General features: G+C 71.4%; 14 protein-coding genes and 1 pseudogene. 8 read left to right on the top strand and 7 right to left on the bottom strand.

The window, feature by feature from the left end:
• Nucleotides 1-228: 228 nt before the first annotated feature.
• Both OHB01_RS10140 and nhaA read left to right on the top strand, forming a co-directional pair.
• The gene (locus tag OHB01_RS10140) at nucleotides 229-561 is read left to right on the top strand and encodes a conjugal transfer protein TraR (RefSeq protein ID WP_147943633.1); all 333 of its coding nucleotides are present in this window, start codon (nucleotides 229-231) and stop codon (nucleotides 559-561) included.
• A gap of 123 nt (nucleotides 562-684) precedes the next feature.
• A complete protein-coding gene (nhaA, locus tag OHB01_RS10135; RefSeq protein WP_142650051.1) occupies nucleotides 685-2,562 on the top strand; it encodes a Na+/H+ antiporter NhaA in 1,878 nt (625 codons plus the stop codon).
• A gap of 244 nt (nucleotides 2,563-2,806) precedes the next feature.
• Here nhaA and OHB01_RS10130 read toward each other — a convergent pair whose 3' ends face one another.
• The 6 genes and pseudogenes from OHB01_RS10130 to OHB01_RS10105 form a co-directional block, all read right to left on the bottom strand.
• A complete protein-coding gene (locus OHB01_RS10130; protein WP_142650052.1) occupies nucleotides 2,807-3,430 on the bottom strand; it encodes a sigma-70 family RNA polymerase sigma factor in 624 nt (207 codons plus the stop codon).
• A 187-nt stretch (nucleotides 3,431-3,617) separates the two neighbouring features.
• Nucleotides 3,618-4,535 (bottom strand): NADP-dependent oxidoreductase, encoded by a 918-nt coding sequence (locus tag OHB01_RS10125; RefSeq protein ID WP_142650053.1) that lies wholly within the window; start codon nucleotides 4,533-4,535, stop codon nucleotides 3,618-3,620.
• Between the two features lie 37 nt (nucleotides 4,536-4,572).
• Entirely contained in the window at nucleotides 4,573-5,220 is a 648-nt protein-coding gene (locus tag OHB01_RS10120) for a nitroreductase family protein (RefSeq protein ID WP_142650054.1), read from the bottom strand.
• A gap of 429 nt (nucleotides 5,221-5,649) precedes the next feature.
• The gene (locus OHB01_RS10115; RefSeq protein ID WP_328855252.1) at nucleotides 5,650-8,286 is read right to left on the bottom strand and encodes an ABC transporter permease; all 2,637 of its coding nucleotides are present in this window, start codon (nucleotides 8,284-8,286) and stop codon (nucleotides 5,650-5,652) included.
• A 4-nt stretch (nucleotides 8,287-8,290) separates the two neighbouring features.
• A pseudogene (locus OHB01_RS10110) lies at nucleotides 8,291-8,902 on the bottom strand (ABC transporter ATP-binding protein); the annotation flags it as partial.
• Between the two features lie 191 nt (nucleotides 8,903-9,093).
• Nucleotides 9,094-9,882, bottom strand: coding sequence for a 2-keto-4-pentenoate hydratase (locus OHB01_RS10105; RefSeq protein ID WP_189182133.1), 789 nt, complete (start codon nucleotides 9,880-9,882; stop codon nucleotides 9,094-9,096).
• A 159-nt stretch (nucleotides 9,883-10,041) separates the two neighbouring features.
• On the opposite strand from OHB01_RS10105, the gene OHB01_RS10100 reads away from it, so the two are divergent.
• Nucleotides 10,042-11,700: an MFS transporter gene (locus OHB01_RS10100; protein ID WP_328708773.1), complete on the top strand. Its 1,659-nt coding sequence runs from the start codon at nucleotides 10,042-10,044 to the stop codon at nucleotides 11,698-11,700.
• Between the two features lie 44 nt (nucleotides 11,701-11,744).
• Nucleotides 11,745-11,942: a 4-oxalocrotonate tautomerase family protein gene (locus tag OHB01_RS10095; protein WP_328708774.1), complete on the top strand. Its 198-nt coding sequence runs from the start codon at nucleotides 11,745-11,747 to the stop codon at nucleotides 11,940-11,942.
• 53 nt (nucleotides 11,943-11,995) lie between these two features.
• Here the strand turns inward: OHB01_RS10095 and OHB01_RS10090 are convergent, their stop codons facing one another.
• A complete protein-coding gene (locus OHB01_RS10090; RefSeq protein WP_203950459.1) occupies nucleotides 11,996-12,760 on the bottom strand; it encodes an SDR family NAD(P)-dependent oxidoreductase in 765 nt (254 codons plus the stop codon).
• A gap of 132 nt (nucleotides 12,761-12,892) precedes the next feature.
• Here OHB01_RS10090 and OHB01_RS10085 point away from each other — a divergent pair, with 132 nt between their 5' ends.
• Genes OHB01_RS10085 through OHB01_RS10070 form a run of 4 tightly spaced genes read left to right on the top strand, consistent with a single transcriptional unit; the run spans nucleotide 12,893 to nucleotide 17,211 of the window.
• Complete coding sequence (locus OHB01_RS10085; RefSeq protein WP_328708775.1) at nucleotides 12,893-13,693, top strand: enoyl-CoA hydratase/isomerase family protein; 801 nt, start codon at nucleotides 12,893-12,895, stop codon at nucleotides 13,691-13,693.
• 56 nt (nucleotides 13,694-13,749) lie between these two features.
• The gene (locus OHB01_RS10080; protein WP_328708776.1) at nucleotides 13,750-15,180 is read left to right on the top strand and encodes an aldehyde dehydrogenase; all 1,431 of its coding nucleotides are present in this window, start codon (nucleotides 13,750-13,752) and stop codon (nucleotides 15,178-15,180) included.
• 49 nt (nucleotides 15,181-15,229) lie between these two features.
• The gene (locus OHB01_RS10075) at nucleotides 15,230-15,646 is read left to right on the top strand and encodes a RidA family protein (RefSeq protein WP_189182139.1); all 417 of its coding nucleotides are present in this window, start codon (nucleotides 15,230-15,232) and stop codon (nucleotides 15,644-15,646) included.
• Nucleotides 15,643-17,211 carry an amidohydrolase gene (locus tag OHB01_RS10070; protein WP_328855251.1) on the top strand — a complete coding sequence of 523 codons (1,569 nt, stop codon included), beginning with the start codon at nucleotides 15,643-15,645 and terminating at the stop codon, nucleotides 17,209-17,211. The genes OHB01_RS10075 and OHB01_RS10070 overlap by 4 nt, the downstream gene beginning before the upstream one ends.

Genomic DNA, 17,211 nt, shown 5'->3' with positions numbered 1-17,211 from the left:
CTCCACGCGGGGACGGGCACGCCCGGCGGCGCGCACAGTGGTCGACAACGCCACGCCGCATTGGACTGAATAGTCCATTCGCGGCACCGCGAGCGGACGTAGGAGATGCGGACGTAAGAGACGCGGACTCCCCGGCACTAACCAGGAGAGAGCCAGGGGCCATGACCTGGCCGGCCGACGCCCCGCCGCCGACGCCGATCGCCGATCGTCACCACCAGGGAGTCACAGATGGACCCGACCCGGGCACACGAGTTGATCGAGCGTGAACGTGCACGCGTCAAGGAACTGCTCACATACTCGGCCGCGGTGCGGGCGGCCGACCTGGAGGCGGCCGCCGACGCGAGGATCTCGGTCTTCGACTCGGCGAGCCCGCTCGCTCAAGAGCTGCTTGACGATGCCGTGGCCGAGCAGCTCAGCGCACGGTTGGCCGCGCTCGACCGGGCCCGCGAGCGCCTGCGGGCCGGCACGTACGGAGTCTCGTTGCGCAGCGGCCGGCCCATTCCGGACGAGCGGCTCGAAGCCGACCCCGCGGCGGAGCTTCTCGTCGACGAGGCCGAGTAGGACCCGGCACCGCGTACATTGCACAGAAGCGACAACTCGCCCTCGCCGCCACCGTGTTCACCGTCATCGCCGCACGCGACCCGCATCCCGACATGAGCGGGAACGGCCGGCGTGGGAGTAATCATGACGAACCCCACCGTCACCCAGACCTCACTCGCCCCTGAGCGGGGTGCCACCGGCGCTCGCCGGCGCCCGTCGATCGCCGCGCGGATCGGCGCGATGGGCCAGAACCGGATCGGCGCCCTGATCCTCCTCGTCGCGACGCTCGCGGCGATCGTCTGGGCCAACGTGTCCCTGCCGTCGTACGAGACGTTCTGGGCGACCGATCTGATGGTCGGCGTCGGTGACCGGCATCTGGACTTCACGCTTCACGCGCTGGTGAACGACGCGCTGATGGCGATCTTCTTCTTCACCGTCGGGCTCGAAGTGCGCCGGGAGTTCGCGATCGGCGAGCTGACGAGCTGGTCCCGTGCCCTCGTGCCCGTCGCCGCCTCCGTCGCGGGCCTGGTGGTGCCCGCGCTCCTTTTCGTCCTCATCGCGCAGGGCTCCGGAAACGAGCACGCGTGGGGAGTCGTGATCTCGACCGACACGGCCTTCCTCGTAGGCGCCCTGGCCCTGGTCGGCCCTCGCGTCCCCGGACGCCTGCGTGTCTTCCTCCTGGCGCTCGCGGTCGTCGACGACATCGGGGCGCTCAGCATCATCGCGCTGGTCTACACCGAGAGGTTCACCCCGCTGCCGCTCCTCGTCGCCGCCGCCGGGCTCGCCGGGGTGTACGTCACGCGCTATCTCCCCAGCGGCCGCGGGCCGGTGTACGTATCCCTCGCGATCGTGGTGTGGCTGGCCTTCCTCGCCTCGGGTGTGCACCCGACCCTCGCGGGCGTCGCGATCGCGCTGCTGGTGCCCGTGTATCGCCCCAACCGCACCGACGTCGAACACGCACTGGAGCTCGCGCGCACCTTCCGCCAGTCGCCCAGCACCGAGTATGCCCGCGCCGCCGCGAACAGCCTCCGCGAATCCATCTCGATCAACGAGCGGCTCCAGGCGGCCTACGCCCCGTACGTCGCGTACGTCATCCTTCCGCTGTTCGCCCTCGCCAACGCGGGCGTCGTACTGAGCTCCGAGCTCCTGGCCGGCGCCGCCCGCTCCGCCCTGACGTGGGGCATCGTCGTGGGTCTCGTCGCCGGCAAGCTTTTCGGTGTCTTCGGATCGAGCGCGCTCCTGCGGCGCCTGAAGCTCGGCGAGCTCGGGGCGGGGCTCACCCTGGATCGCGTCCTCGGCGGCGCCGTCCTGTGCGGGATCGGGTTCACCATCTCGCTGTTCATCGTGGACCTCGCGATCGACGACGAGCTCGCGCGCAACGAGGCACGGGTGGGCGTGCTCGCGGCATCCGTCATCGCCTTCGTGCTCGCGACGATCACTTTCCGGATCTCGGATGCCGCGCGCCCCGACGACGACTCGGGTCAGACGCTCGCGCGCCCGGTCGACCCGGAGCGCGACCACGTGCTCGGCGACCCGCACGCTCCCTTCACGATCGTCGAGTACGGCGACTTCCAGTGCGGCTTCTGCCTCAAGGCGACCGGCTCGATCCTGGAGGTGCGCGACGTGCTCGGAGACCGGCTCCGCTATGTGTGGCGGCACGCCCCGCTCGTGCAGATCCACCCGAACGCCCTCGCGGCGGCGGAGGCGGCCGAGGCCGCGGCGGCGCAGGGCAGATTCTTCGACTTCGCGCGCACGATCCTGGACGACCAGGACAACCAGCGGCCGTCCGACATCATCCGGATCGCCCGCGACCTGGGCCTGGACCTGGAGCGGTTCGAGAAGGACCTCATCTCGGCCGAGGTCACCGGCCGGGTGCGCGACGACATGCTCGACGCCGAGGCCATGAACATCACCGCCGTCCCCACGCTCTTCATCAACGGCCGCCGGCACGTCGGCCCGTACGACGCCCGATCGCTGCTTCGAGCGCTGACGACCACGACCGACGCCCCGGTCGCCGAGTGACGGATGCCGTAGTCGCCCGACGATCAACGGCGCCTCCGCCGACGACGACACGAGGGCCCGATCGCGCTGCCGCCGAGTCGGCACACGCGAGTTCTGGTGGCGCAGACCACCAGGCCGCGGGCCTCGCGACGTGGTCGGGTGCCGGCCTCGTTGTTCCGCGGGCCTCAGGACCTCGCGACCTCAGGACCCCAGGACCCCAGGACCTCGCGACCTCAGAACCTCAGGACCCCAGGGCCTCAGGGCCTCAGGCGCCTCGGGCAAGGTAGCCGCCCGCCACCAGCGCCGCGCGGAGCTTCTTCCGGGCGTCGAAGAGCACCTTGTAGAGCGCGTTGTGGGTCGAGCCCAGCTCGTCGGCCAGGACATCCATCGGCATGCCGTTGAGGACCGTCGAGAGGAACACGATGCGCTGACGCTCCGACAGATGCTCTTCGACCGCGGTCGAGACCGCCGCCGCGAACTCCCGGACCTGCGCCTCGTCGTCGGGGCCCACGTCGGCCCTCGATTCGATCCTGGACCAGTCCTCCTGATCGTAGGAGACCTCGTGGCGACGCCAGAAGTGCCGGTTCATCTTGGCGGCGACGTTGAAGAGCACGAACTTGCCCGCCCACGTGGTGAACCGCGCCTCACCTCGGAACGTGTCCAGCCGCTCGGTGACCGCCATCAACGCGTCAGCGGCGGCCTGGCGAGCGATGTCCTCAAGCTCCGGGCCGTACAGCCCCAGGCTCGGCGCACGGCGACGGGCCTCGGAACGCGCGATGCGAAGCAGCAAGGGATACAGCTCCCTGCATGCCGCCTCCCTGGCGGGACCGGCCGTGGCGAGATCACGCACCCATCGGCGGTTGTCGCGATCGGTCTCCGGGTCGCTCACTGCCTCCTCTTTCGAGCATCACGACTTTCGAGCATGGCAACGCCACGCACGCGGCGGCCGGGTCACTGCCCGACTGTTTTGTCCATATGGCAGAGCCGGCCGCGATCACGCGGCGTGCACGCCGGATGGCAGGCCGGCCCGGCCACCACTCCCGTACGAGTCGGGAAATGTCGCTGTCGTCAAGAACTCACGGACGTACGCGGATGATCGTCTTCCCCTTGAGCCGCTCGGTCGGATTGAGAGCGGCGACGGCGTCGTCGAGGGGGGCGATGGTGCCGATGTTGGTCCGCAGCCGTCCATCCCGCACCCGCTGGACGATCGCATCCAGCTGGGCGCGATCGGCCTCGACCACGAAGTCGATCGCCAGACCGTCTGCGGGCCGCGCCTCGACCGGGCCGACGACGGACACCAGCGTTCCCCCGGGCCTGATCAGGGCGGCGGACTGCCGTTGCACGTCCCCGCCGATGACGTCGAAGACCAGATCGACGCCACCGACGTCGCTCAGCGCATCGTTCTGCAGGTCGAGGAACTCATGCGCGCCGAAGTCGAGCGCCTTCTGGCGGTCGGCGGCGCGCCCGGTGCCGATGACGTACGCCCCGGCCTCCCGCGCGAGCTGGGTCACCATCGTCCCGACCGCCCCGGCCGCACCATGGGCCAGGACGGTCTGCCCGGCCTGAAGACGGCCGTGCTGGAACAGCCCCTGCCACGCGGTCAGCCCGGAGATCGGCAGGGACGCGCCCGCGGTGAAGTCGACATCGCCGGGCAGCGGCGCGAGATTGCGCGCCTCGATCGCCACGTACTCGGCGAGGGTGCCGTCGCGGTGCCAGTCGGCCAGGCCGAACACCCGCTGCCCGACCGACAGCCCGGTCGTGCCGTAGCCGAGGGCGCTGACCACTCCGGCCAGCTCGTGGCCGGGGATCGACGGCGTCCGGTCCCGTCCGGTGCGGTCGGTCCAGGTCGACGGCCATTCCATCTCGGTCGGGACGAAGCCGGAGGCGTGAATCCGGACGACGACGTCGTTGATCGCCGCGGACGGCTCAGGCCGCTCCGCGAGCGTCATCCCGGCCGTTCCAGCGGCCTGGTCGGTCACCACGATGGCTTTCATCGGGACTGTCCCCTTCTGTGTTGTGAGTGTCGGCGGTTCAGACGAAGGTGAACAGCCGGTCGGCGTCGAACCGCGAGATCGGGTTGCTGTACACCTTGCGCGGGTCGGGGTAGCCGAGCGCCAGCAGCACCGTCGTGCTGTGCCCGGTCTCGCGGACCTTGAACGCCTTGTCGACGCTGGCCGGGTCGAACCCTTCCAGCGGTGTGGCCTCGACGCCCAGCTCGGCGGCCGCCATCATGGTCAGGCCCACCGCCATGTAGGTCTGCTTCTCCATCCAGTGGTTCAGGTCCTTGTAGCCGTAGCTGCGCAGGTTGAGGAAGTCACGGGTCATCGATTCCCACAGCTCCTGCTTGGCGGGGTCGGGAAAGCGGCCGTCGGCCCGCTCCTTGGCGAACACCGCCTCAAGGTGGCTGTCAGACACATCCGCCCTGGTGGTGAGGATGATCGTGTGCGACGCGTTCAGGATCTTCTCGCTGTTGTCCATGAACCGTTCGCCCAGGTTGCTCGCGAGCCGCTGTTTCCCTTCCGGCGTGGCGACGACGTAGAAGTGGTTGGGCTGCACGTTCACCGACGAGGGCGTGGAGCGCAGGAACCGCAGCAACCGCTGAAGGGTCTCCTCCGGAATGGTCCTGCCGGGGTCGAAATACCTGGTCAGGTGCTTGCCCATGAGCCTGTCGAGATCCATGTCGATCTGCCTTCTTCCTACGCGGAGTGAGTGAAGAGCGGCGGACCGGCCGGCCGCGCGCATCGATGGGCGCGTCGCTCACGGACGAGCGCCACTGATCGTCTTCGGCGAGAGTTACAGATAGCTGTCGAGAATCAGCCGGACACCAGCATAGTGGACCCAATAGTCCAAGTTATCCGATGCCACGACCGCCTTGAAGGCATGATGCCAGCGTGGTTCACCAGCAAGAGGCCACAGTACATGGACTGTATAGTCCACTTTGCCGAGATGCGACCCGCCGTCGCCAACCTCGCTCCGGGCGGATGCGGCAAGGCTTCCGGCCCGGGACGTCGGCGATCCAGGGCGGAGACGTTCGTCGGACATCTGCCGCGCCTGGCGTGGTCGCCGCCCGTACCGCTGGAAGCCGTCGGCGTCACCGGACGTGGGGGCTCACTGCGCCCTGGCCGCCTCCAGGACGGGTACGGACGCGGCCCGGCGCGCGGGCAGCGTCGAGGTCGCCAGCGTCGCCACGGCCGCACCCGCCGCGACCAGCGGGAACAGCCACCACTGCGGGGCCGGGCGCAGGTACGAGCTGCCGCTCGTCAGATGCAGCAGCTCCAGCGTGCCCATCGCGATCACCAAACCGAGGATCGTGCCGAGGGCGACCACGGCCGCCGCCTCCCAGCGGACGATCGAGCGGATCTGCCGCATGGTCGCGCCTACGGCCCCCAGCAACCCGAACTCCCGCCTGCGTTCGGCGACGCTCATCGACACCGTGGTCGCCATCCCGAACAGCGCCAGCAACAGCGCCATGCCGACGAAACTGTGCGTCGCGCGCAACGCCCGGGTGAGCGACTGCGACGCCGCCTCCACGTACGCGTCGCGGCCGAGAACGCGTACGCCCGGCACCCCGGCCACGGCGCGCGCCAGGGTCTCCGCCGAGCCGCCACGCACGAGCACCGCCACGGTGGCGGCGTTGGCGTCGAGCAGGTCCATCGTCGCCGGGGCCACCAGCGCCTGGTCGGCGAACAGGTGCGACGGATCGTGGTACGCGCCCGCCACCGTAAGCGTGACGCGGCCCCGCGCGCCACGCACGACGAGGTCCTGGCCGCGGCGGAGTCCCCGTTCCTTCATGACGGCCGACGACAGCGCGATCTGCCCTGTACGCAGTGCGGGCGGCCGGCCGCCCAGCCTCAGGACGTCCCGCAGCCCGGCCGGCTCGACACCACTGACCAGGAATCGGAACGGCTCAGCCGCCTCCTCCGATCCGGCGATGCCCGGCTCTTCCAGGCCGGCCGCGTCCGGCTCCGGCGACACCAGCGTGACCTCGGTCCGGGTCAGGACGACCGCCCGGGACACCCCATGTGCGCCCGTGACCTTCGCCGCGACATCCCTGGCCAGCGGAGCGGGCGCACCCTCGGCGGTCCTCGCGGTGGAGGCGATCGCGTGCTCGGCCGCCATCACCTGCCGTCCCGCCTCACGGAACCGGTCCTGCACCGACATCGTGACCAGCACCACGGAGGCGAGCAGTGCGACGCCGAGCATCAGCGAGGAGGCGGCCGAGGAGACCCGGCGCGGGCTGCGGGTGATGGTGGCGCGCGCCAGCCGTCCGGTCTCCCCGCTGACCAGCGTCCCGACGCGGCCCACCAGCCCGCCCAGCGGCCCGACGAAGAACGGCGTGAGCACGGCCAGCCCTGTCACGGTCAGCAGCGTCCCGAAAAGGTTCATGAGGGCGACGGAGAACGTGCGGTCCGGCCCGGGCGGCTCGTCTGCGCGGACCACGACCGCCACCATGTACCAGAAGCAGGCGCCCGCGAAGATCACGGACGCGGACAGCAGGCGCGGCCAGCGGCGCTCCCGGGGCTCCGCCACGCTGCTGCGCAGCGCCTGGACGGGCGAGACGTCCGCGGCACGGTGCGCCGCCCGCCACGCGGCGGCCTGAGTCACCACGATCCCGGCAGCGGCAGGGAGGGCCAGCGCGACCCAGCCGTACTGGGCGTCGGAGGCGGAGACGTCGAAGCCGTCTCGTGCGAACAACCGGATGATCAGCTCGGACACCGGGAAGCCCGCGGCCACGCCGCCTGCGGAGGCGATCCCGCCCAGCAACAGTGCCTCCAGCCGGATGAGCCTGCCGACCTGCCGCGGCGTGGCGCCGATCGCGCCGAGCAGCGCGAGTCGCCGGGTGCGCTGCCGTACGAGGGTGCCGAAGGTGTTGGCCACCACGAACAGGCCGACGAAGATCGCAACGGAGGCGAGCATGCCGACGACGCCGGCGACGGAGGCGCCCTCACCGGCAGCGGCGGCGGCCTGCGCCTGGCGTACGGATGCGGCGGTGCGCACCGCGGCCGTGCCGCCCAGATCACGGGCCATGTCGCGGGCCAGGGCGTCGCGAAGCCGATCGGCGGACACGCCCGGTGCGGCCTTCAGCCAGACGCTCTGCCACCTGCCCTCGGGCAGCATGGCGGCGCGCCGGACGGTCTCGGGCGGGGCCAGCACCAGGTCGCCGGCGGCCACCGCGCCGCGGCCATGGACGCTGACGATCCCGGTGATCCGCACCTGGCGCGTCTGGTGGGGCAGCGTCAGCGTCATGGTGTCGCCGACGCGCAGTTCCCCGGCGCGCGACACATGCCGGACGACGGCCACCTCGTCGTCGGCGGCGGGTGCGCGTCCCGCCTCCAGCAGGTAGGGGTTCAGCCGCGGGTCGGGCACCCAGGGGCGCAGCAGGGTGCGGCCCTCGGCGGCGGCCGTGATCGCCTGCCCGTCGGGACGCATGGCCGTCACCGTCACCGTGGCGTCGCCGACGGCCGCCGCCACGTCCGGTCTTGAGGTGAGGCGATCGAGCCGCACCCACCCGTCGGGTGGCGCGTACGGGTCGTCCGGATCCACCGTTCCGCCCTGCACCAGCACGTCCGCGCGCACGTACTCGCTGGCGTCGCTGCCCGCCACCGCCTCCTGCGCGCGCAACGCGAACTGCAGCGAGCCCGCGATGAGCGCGACCGATCCCAGTGCCGCCAGCAGTGTGGCGGTCAGCCGCAGCCAGCCCTCGGCGAACGTCCGGCGCGCGATGAGCCACAGAGGGTTTCCCATGGCCTCAGTCCTCGATCTTGCGCATGCGGGCGTGTACGGCGTCGATGGTGGGCGCGGCCAGCTCGTCCACGATCGTCCCGTCGCTCAGGAACAGCACCCGGTCCGCGTACGCGGCGGCCACCGGGTCGTGCGTCACCATGACCACGGTCTGCCGGTAGTCGTCGACGGCCGCGCGCAGGAAGCCCAGCACCTCCGCGCCGGAGCGGGAGTCCAGGTTTCCTGTCGGCTCGTCCGCGAACAGCACCTCCGGCCTGCTCAGCATCGCCCGCGCCACGGCCACCCGTTGCTGCTGACCACCCGACATCTCCGCGGGCCGGTGCGCCAGCCGTGGGCGCAACCCCAGCGCGTCCACCAGCGTGTCGAACCATTCCTGCTCCGCGTGACGGCCTGCCAGCCCCACGGTGAGCCGGATGTTCTCCTCGGCGGTCAACATCGGCAGGAGATTGAACGACTGGAAGACGAAGCCCATGCGCTCGCGGCGGACCTCGGTGAGCCGCGTGCGTGACAGGGTGGTGAGGTCGACCTCGTCGACGAGGACGGTGCCGGAGGTCACGGTGTCGAGACCGGCCAGGCAGTGCAGGAACGTCGACTTCCCCGACCCTGGCGGCTGGAGTAATCGGTAGCTCGCCCGCCTCTAATGATCACGGGCGCTCATCATAGGTTTCGGAATCTTCACCCAGTGAGCCGATGTGCCCACGCGAGCACACCAACCCGGTGGGACTCGAGCCACTGTAGAAAGCTTCACGCTAGACCACACGGTTCCTGCTGTCGGCAGGAGCTCGACCAAGCCCGTCAGGCGCGAACCGGTCAGCGGCAGGTCACCATGAGCGCGCCCAGGTGGGCGAATTCGGCGGCGACCGGGCGGCCCGGTTCCAGCGGGACAGCGTCGGTCATCCCGCCGGTGAGGACGATCCAGCCCTCCTCCAGGGCCAGCCCTCGCTCGGCGAGGGAGTTCGCGGCGAGCGCGAGCGCCCGCGCCGGATGGCCCTGCACGGCCGCGCCCGTCGCGGTGTCCACCACCGTCCCCGCCACACTCAGCACGCACGCCTCGAGCGCGAGGTCGAGGCCGGCCGGGTCCACTTCCACGTCACCCACCACGAACTGGGCCGACGACGCGTTGTCGGCGACCACGTCGGGGAGGGTGAACCGGAAGTCGCGGTAGCGGCTGTCGATCACTTCGAGGCCCGCGGACACGCTCCGCACCGCCGCCATCGCCGAGGCCGGGGTGACCCCGGGGCCCTCCAACCGCCGACCGAGCGTGAAGACGATCTCGGGCTCCACCCGCGGGTGGATGAGGCGCTCGGTCCGCACGTGCGCGCCGGCGTCGAGCACCATGCCGTCGGTGAGCCAGCCGGTCAGCGGGGCGTCCACGCCCATCCGCCGCTGCTTGGCGCGCGAAGTGAGTCCCAGCTTCACGCCGACGATCCTCTCGCCTCCGGCGACCCTGGCCGCCACCAGCTCCGACTGCACCTGGTAGGCGGTGCCGAGGTCAAGGCCGGGCCAGTCCTCGGTGATGGGGTGGCGCGCCGTACGGGTCGACTCCGCCGCGCGCAGTTCCTCGACGGCCCGATCGACCGTCCATGTGTTCGCCGTCATGGTGGCCAAGGTGGACCGGAGCGGCCACGGCTTCCACCTGGCGTTCCCGCATACCGGAAATCCGGATAGTTGCGTCCGTCACTATCGGTCCTACGGTCACTCCAACCCGCCGTCGTGCCTTGAGGCGGGGGAAACATCCCAGGCTGGAGGAATCCGTCGATGAACAGACAGGAACTCAAGGTCGTCGGCGCGTCGGCCGTCGGCACGGCGTTCGAGTGGTACGACTTCTTCCTCTACGGCGCGCTCGTCCCCGTGATCGGCAGCAGGTTCTTCAGCGACTACGGCACGGCGGCGCAGACCGTGTTCGCGCTGTTGACCTTCGCCGCCGGGTTCATCGTCCGCCCGATCGGTGCGCTGGTGTTCGCCCGGATCACCGACCTGGTCGGCCGCAAGATCGTGTTCCTGATGACGCTCGTGCTGATGGGCACCTCGACGGTCGTGGTCGGGTTGCTGCCCACCGCGGACGAGATCGGCATCCTGGCCCCGATCCTGCTGGTGACCTGCCGCATCCTGCAGGGACTCGCGGTCAGCGGCGAATTCGGCGCGGCGGTCACCTACGTCTCGGAGTACGCCCCCGCGCGGCAGCGCGCGTACTTCGTCGGCTGGCTCACCGGCACCACGGCTCTCGCCTTCAGTCTGTCGCTGGGCGTGCAACTGCTGGTGCAGGCCGTCGTGGGCGCGGACGCGTTCGAGGAGTGGGGCTGGCGGGTGCCGTTCCTCATCTCCGTCGTGCCGCTCGCGCTTTCCGTGTGGATCCGCACCAAGCTGAACGAGAGCCCGATGTTCCTCAAGATGAAGGAGGGGGGCACCCAGACCAAGGCGCCGCTGCGCGAGGCGTTCGGCTCGCGGGCGCGGGTGCGGATGGTGGCGATCGTGTTCGTGATGGCCGCGACGCAGTCGTTCATCGGCTACCTGTCCACCGTGTACATGGTGACCACGATGAAGACCTACCTCAAGGCCGACTCGTTCACGGTCAACGCGATCTTCATGGTGATCATGTTGATCGGGTTCTTCCTGTGCGTCCTCGCCTGCCGGGTGTCCGACCGGATCGGGCGCCGGCCGGTGCTGTTCGCGGGGCTCGGGCTGGCCGCGCTGCTCGTGTTCCCGATCACCGGCGCCATCGTCTCGACCACGAACCCGGATCTCGCCCGGGCCCAGGAGAACGTGTCGGTCGTCATCCAGGCCGACCCGGCCGAGTGTTCCTTCCAGTTCAACCCCGCGGGCACCGCCACCTTCACCTCCGACTGCGACCGGGCACGGAATGTGCTCCAGGCCAACTCGGTCACCTTCGAGCGGCAGGACGCGACCGGTCCTACCAGGGTCCTCGTGAACGACACCCAGGTCTCCGGTGGCCCGCGGATGACGGACGAACTGCTGTCGGCGCTCAGGACGGCCGGATATCCGGTCGGCGGATCGGGCGGCACGATCAAGATCACCGGTTTCGGGGACCTCTTCAGCGGGCCCGTCCTCACCGTCGCGCTGCTGCTCCTCGCGCTGGTCGCGTTCGCGCAGATGGCCCAGGGACCGGCCGCGACGGCGATGGCGGAGGTGTTCCCGACCCGCGTCCGGGCCACGGCGCTCTCGATCCCCTACCAGCTCGGCGTCGGCGTGTTCGGCGGTCTCCTACCGGCGACGATGGTCGCCATCGGGGCCGAAGTGGGCAGCACCACCACCGCACTGTGGTACCCGGTCGGGGCCATGGCGCTGGGCCTGTTGATCCTGGTGTTCACGCTGCCGGAGACCAAGGGTGTGGATCTCGCCGATGTGCGCCTGGCCGGCGACGAGGCCGTGGAGCCCGTCGTACGCCAGGCCGGCTGATCGTCGCATCCGTCCCGGAACCGCATCCAGAAAGGTAAGGCTTCATGCCGATCATCGACGTCTCACTGCTGACCGGCCGTACCGAGTCCGAGCTGCGCGAGATGATCTCGGCCGTCCACGACGCGGTCGTGCGCAGCCTCGGGGTCCCGCCCGAGTCGGTGCGGATCCTGGTGCGTGAGCTGCCGCCGACCCTCTGGGCCGCGGGCGGCGAGACGATCGCCGAGCGCAGGGCGCGCTCCTAGGAAGCCGGGACGGGCCGGGGCCGACGTCGGCCCCGGCCCGTCCCACGTCGCCGTCAGCCGCGGAAGTGCGTGCTGCTCCAGCCGCCGTCCACCGGGATGGTGAGGCCGGTGACGAACGCCGCCTCGTCCGACGCCAGGAACGCGACAACCCGCGCGACGTCGATCGGCTGCCCGACTCTCGGCAGCGGGCGCGACCGGGTCACCAGGTCGTCGAAGACACCTGCTGCGATCTTCGCGCGGGTGGCCGGGGTCTCGATCAGGCCCGGCGCCACCGCGTTGACCCGGATGCCGCGCCGGCCATACTCGGCCGCCATCTGGCGGGTGAGACTTGAGACCGCGCCCTTGGCCGCCGAGTAAGGCGCGGACCCCGCGACCCCGGTCAGCGCGAACGTCGAGGACGTGTTGACGATCGCCCCGCCCGCGTCGCCGAACGCGATCACCGCGCGGCGGCTGAGCGCGAACGTCGTGCCGAGGTTGGTCCGCAGGAAGAACTCGAAGTCCTCGTCCGTGGTGTCGGCCGCCGGGCGGTCCCCGGCCCGGCCCGCGATGTTGGCGAGCACGTCCGGCGTGCCCACGACCTCGGCGCAGTGGTCGAAGACCCGCTCGGCCGCGCCCGCCGAGGTGAGGTCGACGGCCAGCACGGCCAGCTCGTCACCCGCCGCCGCCACCTCGTCTCGCAGTTCCAGCAAGCCCTTCTCGTCGCGGTCCACGGCGAGCACCGCCGCGCCGCGGGCGGCGAACAGCGCGGCGGTCGCGCGTCCGATGCCCGACGCCGCCCCGGTGACGATCGCCGTCTTACCGCGCAGCTGCCCGTTCACGAATGTCCTCCCGAACCTCGATGCCATGCGCTCCGATGATGCGCGACGGCTCGATGCCCGGCCGCCTGCGGGCTTCCGCTCAATGAGAACCGGTCCTGGTGGCCGGAGCACGCGTCAGGTCAGTTTCGGACCATGGACGTACGTGGACTGCGGGTGACGTTCCCCTCCGATGGGGTCGCGCTGCTGGAACTGGACCGGCCACACCGCCGTAACGCGCTGGACCGCGCGCTGCTCGACGGACTGCCCACGGTGCTGCGTGAGCTGGACGGCGACTGCGCCGTACGGGCCCTGGTGGTGACCGGGCGCGGCGGCGCGTTCTGCGCGGGCGGCGACCTGGACGCGATCGGCGACATGGGGAACGAGGCGCCGCGAGATGCCCGGGAGCGCATGACGCGCGAGTTTTCCGCCGCCGGGCTGCTGCTGGATTTCCACGCGCCGACCATCGCCGCCGTGGACGGCGCGGCAGTCGGCGCCGGGATGGCTTTCGCCCTCGCGTGTGACCTGCGGATCGGCTCGCCCGGCGCGGTATTCGCCAGCCCGTTCATCAAGATGGCGCTGGTCCCCGACTTCGGCGTGACGTGGCTGCTCACGCGGGCGGTCGGCGCGGCGCGAGCGACGGAGCTGGCGCTGTCCGGGCGGAAGGTCGCGGCGGAGGAGGCCGTGCGGATCGGCCTGCTCGACGTCGTCGCGGACGACCCCCTCGCGCAGGCGCTCGGCCGCGCCGAGACGCTCGCGGCGGCGCCGCCCGAGGCGGCGAGGGCGACCAAGCGCCTGATCGCCGCAGCGGCGGGCGGCGGGCTGGCGGAGGCGGTGGACCGGGAGATCGCCGAGCAGATCCGGGCGGTGAACTCTCCGGAGTTCGGGCGGCGGTGGGCGGAGTGGTCGCGCGCGGTGCGCGGCAGCTCTTCCCGGCGAATGGAAACCGGTCGTTGAGCGCACACCGGTCGCGCGCGGAGAGTTACGGCACAGCGATAAAGAGGAGGACCAGCGTGGAATCGTTCGGGCACGTCATCGCGGGCGAGGAGGTCGCCTCCGCCGACGGGACGGCGTTCGAGTCCGTGGACCCGTGGACGCGGGAGCCGTGGGCCACGGTGGCGCTCGGCTCGGCCGGCGACGCGGAACGCGCCGTACGCGCCGCGCGGTCGGCCTTCGACGAGGGTCCGTGGCCGCGGATGAGCTTCACCGAGCGCGGTGCGATCCTGCACCGCCTCGCCGACCTGCTGGAGAAGCACTCGGAGGAGCTGGCGGCGGCCGACACCGCGGACATGGGCAAGCCGATCACCCAGACCAGGGGCCACGACGTCCCCCGCGCGGCGCGGAACTTCCGCTTCTTCGCCGACCACGCGCAGCTCACCCCCGCCGAGACGTTCCCGATGCCGACAGGGCACCACGCCTACACCGAGTACGACCCGGCGGGCGTCGTGGCCGCCATCGCACCGTGGAACTTCCCGCTCATGATGGCGAGCTGGAAGGTCGCGCCCGCGCTGGCGTGGGGGAACACGGTCGTGCTCAAGCCCGCCGAGCAGTCGCCCGCCTCGGCCACCATCCTGGCCCGGCTCGCGATCGAGGCCGGCCTGCCGCCGGGCGTGCTCAACGTCGTCCACGGGTTCGGGCCGAACTCGGTGGGCCAGGCACTGACCGAGTCGCCACTGGTCGACCGGATCACCTTCACCGGCGAGTCGGCCACGGGCCGCCTGATCTCCAGGGCCGCGGCGGCCAACCTGACCCCGGTGAGCCTGGAGCTGGGCGGCAAGGGCGCGAACATCGTCTTCGCCGACGCCGACCTCGACCAGGCGGTCGGCTGGTCGATCCAGGCGGTCTTCAGCAACAGCGGGCAGGTCTGCCTGGCCGGAAGCCGGCTGTACGTGCAGCGCCAGGTGTACGACGAGTTCCTGGCCAGGTTCACCGCCGCCGCCGAGGCGCTCGTGCTCGGCGACCCGAAGGACCCGGCGACGCAGATCGGCCCGCTGTCCTCCCGGGAGCACTTCACGAAGGTGGCCGGCTATCTCGACATCGCGACGGCCGCAGGCGCGCGACTGCACACGGGCGGCGTGGGCGAGGGGTGGACCGTACGGCCGACCGTGGTGGTCGGCGCGGGACAGCGCGACCGGGTCACCCAGGAGGAGATCTTCGGGCCGGTCGTGGTCGTGCTCCCGTTCGACGACGAGGCGGACGCGGTGGCGGCGGCCAACGACACGCCGTACGGCCTGAACGCCATGCTGTTCACCCAGGACCTCTCCCGCGCCCACCGGGTGGCACGCGCGCTGCGGGTCGGCACGGTGTGGACGAACTGCTTCTTCGTCAGGGACCTGCGCGCACCCTTCGGTGGTGCGAAGGACTCCGGCGTCGGCCGTGAGGGCGGAACGTACAGCCGGGAGTTCTTCACCGAACCCAAGGCCGTCATCATGGAGATTTCGTGACGGGGGTCGCCGCACCGCGGCCGCGCGTCCGACCGGCAAGGAGCACATCATGACCGACATCCGACCCGTCAGCACCCGCAACGCCCCCACAGTGGGCTTCTCCACGGGGACGGCAGCGCCGCTCTCCCAGGCGATCGTGCACGGCGACACCATCTACTGCTCGGGCACCGGGCCGCTGGACCCGCAGACCCGCACCATCGTCTCCGACGACTTCGCCGAGCAGGTCAGGCAGACGCTCACGAACCTGGTGGCGGTCGTGGAGGCGGCGGGCGGCAGCCGGGAGAGCATCCTCAAGTGCACCTGCTTCGTGCGCGACGTGGCCAACTTCCCCGTGTTCAACGCCGTCTACCGCGAGTTCTTCGAGGGGAACCCGCACTTCCCCGCGCGGACCACGGTCATCGCGACCCCCCACCGCGCCGGGGTGCAGGTCGAGGTCGAGTGCATCGCCGCCGTGGTCCGGCCATGACCGACCTGGTCCTGCTCGGCGGCCGGGTGCGCACGCTGGACGCGAACGACACGGTCGCCGAGGCGGTCGCGATCCGCGACGGCCGGGTGTCCGCGGTCGGCTCCGACGCCGAGATCGCACGCCTGGCCGGTCCGTCCACCCGGGTCGTGGGGCTGGCGGGCCGGACCGTGATCCCCGGGCTGATCGACTCGCACTGCCACTTCGAGAACGCGGGCATGGACGGGCACACCGTGTCGTTCGCGGGTGTCCGCACGCTCGACGCCGCGTTGGACCGCATCGCGGCGATGGCCGCCACCCGTGAGCCGGGCGCGTGGCTGCTGGGACAACCGTGGAACCCGGCGCTCCAGCTCGCCGAAGGCCGCGGGCCCGACCGGCACGAGCTGGACCGTGCGGCGGGCGGCCGTCCGGTGTACCTGCCGGAAGGCCACGCCGCGACGGCCAGCACCGCCGCGCTGGAGCTCGCCGGCATCGACCCCGGCGGTCACGACGGTAGGTTGATCGAGGGCGCGGCGCACGCCGTCGCCCGCGTGGTGCCGGAATGGACCCGCGAGGAGCGGGCCGCCCAGCTCACCGCCGCCATGCGGGCGCTCAACCGACGCGGGATCACCTCGGTCGTGGCGGGCGCCCTGCCGTCGGCAGACGTCGAGGTGATACGAGAGCTGGCCGCCGACGGACGGTCCACGCTCCGCGTCGCCGCGATGATCACGCCCACCGGCGAACTCAATCCGTCCGTCCCGCTCGCGGACTGGGAGGCGGCGCTGGCCTCCGGCCCGCCCGGGCCCGTCGGCCGCCACTACCTCACCCGGGGCGTGAAGCTCCAGGTGGACGGCGGCATGACGCTCGGCACGGCGGCCACGCGCGAGCCGTACCGCACCGATCCCGGCTACTACGGCGAGGTGCTCGTCGGCAAAGACCGGCTGGCCGAGCTGGTCGGCGCGGCGCACCGCGCGGGCTGGGCGGTCGGCACCCACGTGGTGGGCGACGCCGCGATCGACCTCGCCCTCGACGTCTACGAGGCCACCCGGCACCGGGGCCTCCCGCCGGACGTGCTCATCCACGCCAGCCTGATCCAGCATGACCAGATCGCCCGTGCCCGCGCGCTGGGCGTCCAGGCGGCCGCGCAGATCCCGTTCCTGTGGCGCAACCGCGCGGCCATCGCCGGTCACCTCGGGGATGCCCGCACCGAGGCCGCCGTGCCCCTGCGCGACCTCGTGGACGGCCTCGGGCTCGACGGCGTCGCGGCCGGCACCGACTATCCGATCAACGCCCTCGACCCGTTCCAGAACATCTACGCCATGACGACCAGGCGCGACGCGGCGGGCGACGTCGTGGGTGGCGCCCAGGCGGTCACCCGGACGGAGGCGCTGCGCCTCTACACGACGTCCGGCGCCGCGCACACCGGTGAGCAGGGGGTGAAGGGCCGGCTGACCGCGGGCGCGCTCGCCGACCTGGTCGTGCTCGACGCCGACCCGCTCACCGCGTCCGACGACGAGCTCCGCGCGATCGAGGTCCTGATGACGGTCGTCGACGGCCAGATCGTGTACGACACCGGCCTGCTCGGCTGA

Source organism: Microbispora hainanensis (assembly GCF_036186745.1).
Lineage (GTDB): Bacteria > Actinomycetota > Actinomycetes > Streptosporangiales > Streptosporangiaceae > Microbispora.
Note: the sequence above shows the minus strand (reverse complement) of the source record. Positions and strands in the feature narration are given on the sequence as shown.